The organism is Paraburkholderia sp. Ac-20347, from assembly GCF_017104805.1.
Taxonomy (GTDB): Bacteria; Pseudomonadota; Gammaproteobacteria; order Burkholderiales; family Burkholderiaceae; genus Paraburkholderia; species Paraburkholderia tropica.
The window spans coordinates 1-5,565 of sequence record NZ_JAAGPN010000385.1 but is presented as its reverse complement, the minus strand read 5'-3'; the positions used below and the strand labels follow the sequence as shown (position 1 = coordinate 5,565).

6 protein-coding genes are annotated in these 5,565 nt (G+C 67.5%); 2 read left to right on the top strand and 4 right to left on the bottom strand.

From position 1 onward, the window contains the following. Positions 1 to 1,993 (top strand): SbcC/MukB-like Walker B domain-containing protein (locus G3N97_RS35870; protein ID WP_277397870.1); only part of this gene is annotated, 1,993 nt, incomplete at its 5' end. 44 nt (positions 1,994 to 2,037) lie between these two features. On the opposite strand, the gene G3N97_RS35865 is transcribed toward G3N97_RS35870, so the two are convergent. Continuing rightward, positions 2,038 to 2,682 (bottom strand): FMN-binding negative transcriptional regulator, encoded by a 645-nt coding sequence (locus G3N97_RS35865; RefSeq protein ID WP_205997555.1) that lies wholly within the window; start codon positions 2,680 to 2,682, stop codon positions 2,038 to 2,040. A gap of 303 nt (positions 2,683 to 2,985) precedes the next feature. Here G3N97_RS35865 and G3N97_RS35860 point away from each other — a divergent pair, with 303 nt between their 5' ends. Next, positions 2,986 to 3,354 carry a nuclear transport factor 2 family protein gene (locus tag G3N97_RS35860; RefSeq protein WP_205997554.1) on the top strand — a complete coding sequence of 123 codons (369 nt, stop codon included), beginning with the start codon at positions 2,986 to 2,988 and terminating at the stop codon, positions 3,352 to 3,354. Positions 3,355 to 3,357: 3 nt separating this feature from the next. On the opposite strand, the gene G3N97_RS35855 is transcribed toward G3N97_RS35860, so the two are convergent. From G3N97_RS35855 to G3N97_RS35845, 3 genes are all read right to left on the bottom strand, one after another. Further along, positions 3,358 to 4,155 (bottom strand): DeoR/GlpR family DNA-binding transcription regulator, encoded by a 798-nt coding sequence (locus G3N97_RS35855; RefSeq protein WP_205997553.1) that lies wholly within the window; start codon positions 4,153 to 4,155, stop codon positions 3,358 to 3,360. A gap of 88 nt (positions 4,156 to 4,243) precedes the next feature. Next, positions 4,244 to 5,242, bottom strand: coding sequence for a 4-hydroxythreonine-4-phosphate dehydrogenase PdxA (gene pdxA, locus G3N97_RS35850; protein WP_065057793.1), 999 nt, complete (start codon positions 5,240 to 5,242; stop codon positions 4,244 to 4,246). Beyond that, the coding region (locus G3N97_RS35845) for a nucleotide-binding domain containing protein (RefSeq protein WP_277397869.1) at positions 5,239 to 5,565 on the bottom strand (327 nt) is incomplete at its 5' end. The genes G3N97_RS35845 and pdxA, both read right to left, overlap by 4 nt.

Below are 5,565 nucleotides of genomic sequence, written 5' to 3'. Positions count from 1 at the left end.
CGAGATCGCCGCGCAAGACGTCGCGCTCGTCACGCTGCAACGCGCGCACGCCGAACTCCAGGCGCGCGCCGCCGACAAGCAGACGCTGCTCGAACAGGAACAGGTGATTCGCAGTCTCGCGCAGCATCGCGATGCATTGCAGCCCGGCGAGGCGTGCCCGTTGTGCGGTTCGCACGATCATCCGGCCATCGCTGCGTATCGCGCGCTCGACGTGTCGGCGACGCAAGGCGCGCTTCAGGCAATCCGCGCCGATCTTCAGGCATCCGAACAAACGTTGCGCGGCGCGGCTGAGAAACTGTCCGCGTTGCGCGCGACGCAGGCGCAACAGCGCGCGCAACACGAGCAGCTCGCCGCACGCGACACGCAGGATCGCGCGGACTGGCAGGCGTTGTCGGCGTCGCTCAAGCTCAACGCCGACGCCTGGAAAGATGCCGATGCGCTCACGCAGGCGAGCGAGGCCGCAGCGCAATCGGCGCAGCAAATCCGCCAGCATCTGACCGAGGCCGAACGCGCCGAAGAAGCGCTCGCTCAAGCACGCGAAGCGAATACGCGCTGCGCGCAGGCGCTACAGGCGGCGCAGGCGCGCGGCGAATTGCTGGAACAATCGATCGCGAGCGTGCAGGAGCGCCGAGCGGAAACCGAACGCGAACTCGCGGCATTGCGTGTGCGTATCGAAGAAGAAGCGCAGGCTTTGCTCGCCTCGATGCAGACCGGCACGCAAGCCGACGGCGCGCCGCTTGCGGCGCTGCCCGACGATCCGCGCGCGTGGTTGCAAACGCGCGACGGCGAATGGCGCAAGTGGCAGGAGACGCAGCGCCGCCTTCACACGCTCGCGGAATCGCTCGCGCATGAACGCGCCCAGGGCGACGCCGCGCGCGCGCAACTTCAGGCGTGGCGCGAACGGTGTGCATCGATTGGCGCGGAAATCGCGCAAGCGGCGCAGAGCGTGCCGATGGATTCGCTATTCGACGACGAAGACGACGCGCCCGGCGAAGACTTCGCCACGGCCGCCGCGCGCGCAGACGCGCTCACGCGCGAACTCGCGGCGCTCGACGGCCAGATCGCGCAACTCGAACGCTCGCTCGCGCATCAACGCAACGCCGCCAGCCAGGCCGCGCAAACGTGGAGCGCGGCACTCGCGGCGAGTCCGTTCGCGCAGCAGGACGATTTCCTCGCAGCGCTCCTGCCCGCCGAGGAACGCCAGCGTCTGCAAGCGCTCAAGCAGCAGCGCGAGCAGGAACGCGACACGGCCACCGCACTGCTGAACAGCGCGCGCGAGAAACTCACGCGACTCGAAGCGATGGTGGAAGCAACGGCACAGACCGAAGCCACACTCGCCGAACTCGACGCACAGATCGACAGCGCGGAAAAAGACAACGCGACGCTCAACGAACGGCTCGGCCATCAGCGCGGCCTGCTCGCGCGCGACGCGCAGCAGCGCGACAGCCAGCGCGCGCTGTTCGCGCAGATCGACGCGCAAACGCAGGACGCCGATCTCTGGCAGCGCCTCGACGCGCTGATCGGCTCCGCGAAGGGCGACAAGTTCCGCCGCTTCGCGCAAGGTCTCACGCTCGATCATCTGCTCGCGCTCGCCAATCGCCATCTCGACCGTCTGCATGCGCGCTATCTGCTGCGTCGCAAATCGACGGGCGAACTCGAACTGGAAATCGTCGACGGCTGGCAGGCGGACGTCACGCGCGACACGCGCACGCTCTCGGGCGGCGAGAGCTTCCTCGTGAGTCTCGCGCTGGCGCTCGCGCTCTCCGACCTCGTGAGCCACAAGACCTCGATCGATTCGCTGTTCCTCGACGAAGGCTTCGGCACGCTCGACGGCGACACGCTGGAAATCGCGCTCGACGCGCTCGACACGCTCAACGCGAGCGGCAAGATGATCGGCGTGATCAGCCACGTCGACAGTCTCAAGGAGCGCATCGCCACGCAGATCCGCGTGGAAAAGGGCGGCGGCATCGGCCACTCGCGGCTGGTGATCTAGCCGCGCGCGACACAAGCGCGACACAAAAGAAAGCGCCGCGCGCGTCAGCCCTGTTCGGCCTTGCGCGCGGCGATCTCCAGCATCGGTTCGCCGATCTCGCGTTCGCCGCGCGCGACGAGCGCTTCGCCCGCACCGCGAATATCGCGCGCTTCCTTGTTCTGCGAAAGTTTGCGCTTGCCCGTGAGCCGCGTAATCTCGATCTCGATGCCGACGATGGCCTTGAGCATCGTGTCGAGATACTCGGCGGGCGCGTCGCCCATCTTCCACGGCTGCGGCTCGCCCGCTTCGTGCGTGCGCGTGAGCCGCGCAACCACGCCGCGCACGAACTTCTCGTCGTCGCGCACGCGAATGCGGCCGTGTGCGTGCACCACCGCGTAATTCCAGGTCGGCACCTGCTTGTGGTGTTCGTGCTTGCTCGGATACCACGTCGGCGAAATATAGGCGTCGCCGGCGCGGAAGATCGCGAGCACTTCATCGCCGTCGGCGACTGCCTGCCAGAGCGGATTCGCGCGCGCGACGTGCGCGTGCAGCGTGCCGAACGCGCCCTCGCCCGCGAGCAGTTCGAACGGAATGTGATTGGCGTCGAGCCCGCTCGCGCCGTGCGTGACCAGCGTGCCGAACGGGTGCTGCGCGATGAAAGCGTGCAGCGCCTCGGGGCGGGATTCGTCGAAATGGGCAGGGACGTACATGGGGGCTCCGCGTGGCGCTATCGGCTCAAGCCGCGCGCATCGAACGTCAAAAAACGTATTGTCACGCTAAAACGGCCGACGCTGTAGAGCCAGCGGGAACGGCATTCGGGGAACCAGGCCCGCGTGCCGACGCGGCGCAATCCGCGCGATACGTTGCGCGTTCTTGCGACGAGCAACGCGCGATGTCCAGCTTACGATTGCTTGACTTCGCGGGACCGCCTTCTATGCTTGAACGATCGCCCATTCACGGCGCATCGGCGCGATGCTTTTCAAACATCGCGGCGTTCGAACAGGGAGGCGGACATGGAAGCCGGCGACGCGTTCGCTCAAATTGCCGCGACGATCGCGCGCTTTTTCATCGGCATGCACAACGGCGACGCGCGGCGTCTGCGTTCGGCGTTCGATCCGCACGCCCAGCTTTGGGGCTATTACCACGGCGAGTTCTATCGCCAGTCGCTCGACGAGTGGATCGCGGAAATCGAAGGCATGGACAAGCCCTCGGAAAGCGGCGAGCCGTTCGACATGCGCATCGTCGCGGTGGACGTGACGGGCCGCAGCGCGGCGGTCAAAACGGCCACGCTGTATCAGGGCTTGCGCTTCACGGATTATCTGACGCTGGTGGAATTCGACGACGGCTGGAAAATCGTCAACAAGACTTACCACCACGATTGACGGTCAACGCGAGCGGTCATCCGGCGCAGTCAACGCGTCCACCACTTCCACCTGCACGCCGAGCAGCGCGCGGAACGGTTCGAGCGCCGCGTCGCCCGCGCTCGCGGCGGTAATCAGACGCCACTCGCGTTCGATCGGCGTCCAGTGCTGCTGGCGCGCGCGGCCGAGCTTGTCCGAGTCCGCCAGCACGATCACCTGCGCCGCGCGCCGGATCATGCAGTCCTTGAGCGACGCCTGCTGCGCGCTCGCTTCGCAAAGACCGAATCCGGCCACTACGCCATCCGCGCCGAGAAACGCCGTATCGACGCTCACGCGCGTGAGCAGCAGTTCCGCGAGCGGGCCGAGCGTGCTCATGCTGGAGCTGCGCAGATCGCCGCCGAGCAGCGTGACCTGAATGCCGGGCGCGTTCGCGAGCGTGGCGACCGCGAGCAGATTGTTGGTGACGACATGCAGATCGCTGCGCGCCAGCAGATGACGCGCGAGCGCGGCGCAGGTGGTGCCGCCGTCGAGCATGACGGTGTCGCCGTCGCGCACGTGGGCCGCGGCCGCCAGCGCGATGCGCTCCTTCTGCTCGCGCTGCGCCGCCTTGCGTTCCTCGAGCGAGGCCTCGGGTTCGTGCACGCCGACCAGCGCGGTCGCGCCGCCATACGTGCGCACGAGCCGGCGCTGCTTGTGCAGCACCGCGAGATCGCGGCGGATCGTGGCCTCCGACACGCCCAGTGCCTCCGTCAACTGTTCGACGTTGGCCTCGCGCGTCTGCACGAGTTCGAGAATGGCGCGGTGACGGTCGGACGCTTTCATTGCTAAAAAGTGAGCTGCGGGAACCCGGCGATCTTACACGATGGCACGTGCGCGCCGGGCCGCGCGGCCCATGTCGGCGGCTTGGCGTTTAGCGGCGCGTCGCCAGTTCCGCGCCCTGACGCAGCGCTTCGAGCATGCTGCCTTCGTCGACGACGCCCTTGCCCGCGATATCGAACGCCGTGCCGTGATCGACCGACGTGCGGATCACTTCGAGACCCACGGTCACGTTCACGCCCGCTTCGAGGCCGAGCACCTTCACGGGGCCGTGGCCCTGATCGTGATACATCGCCACGACGAGGTCGAAGTCGCCGCGGCCCGCGCGGAAGAACAGCGTGTCGGCGGGCAGCGGGCCGGTCACGTCGAGGCCGCGTTCCTGCAGCAGCTTGACCGCCGGAATGATCTTCTCTTCCTCTTCGCCATAGCCGAACAGACCGTTTTCGCCCGCATGCGGATTGATCCCGCACACGCCGATGCGCGGCTTCGCGATGCCCGCCTTCACGAGCGTGGCGTTGCCGCGCTCGATCGTGCGCTGCACGAGGCCCGGCTCGATCTTGCGGATCGCGTCGATGATGCCGATGTGCGTCGTCACGTGAATCACGCGCAGTTGCGGCGCGACCAGCATCATCGAGACTTCGTCGACGCCCGTGAGGTGCGCGAGCATTTCCGTGTGGCCCGGATACTTGTGGCCGCCCGCGTGCAGCGCTTCCTTGTTCAGCGGCGCGGTGCAGATCGCGTCGATCTGCTTCGCCTGCGCCAGTTCGACGGCGCGCGCGATATAGCGGTAGGCGGCGTCGCCCGCGAGCGGCGAGAGCTCGCCGAACGGCAGGTCTTCGGGAATCAGTTCGAGGTCGATCACGTCGATCGTGCCTCGTTCGTAGCGCGCCTGCGACGGATCGGCGATGCGGCGCACGTCCATGTCGAGCTGGCAGATGACGATCGCGTGCTCGAGCCGGCGCGCGTCGCCGATCACGAGCGGACGGCATTGTTCGTAGACCTGCGCGTGCGTCAGGCTCTTGACGACGACTTCGGGGCCGACGCCGGCGGCGTCGCCCATCGTGATGCCGATGACGGGGATATAGGTGCTCATACGTTCCTCGATGGTGCGGTGGGCGCAGCGGCGTCCGGCGCCGTTGGCTCGTGTTTTGTGCTGTCTTGTTGCGTGCTGTCTTGTTGCGTGCTGTCTTGTTCGCTCGCCGGTGTGCGAGCTTGCGTCTCTTCGTGCGGCGTGCCGCGCAGGTGCAGCCAGGCCGCGTACAGCGCCTGCTCGGTGCCGAACGCGCCCGCCTTCGTGACGACGGCGGGCCGGTGCGTGCGTGCCGGTGCATGCGGGCGCGCGACCGCCACGCCCGCCTCGATCTCGGCGATCAAACGCAGGCTGCCGATGCCGGCCGCGTCGAGCATCGCGCGCGC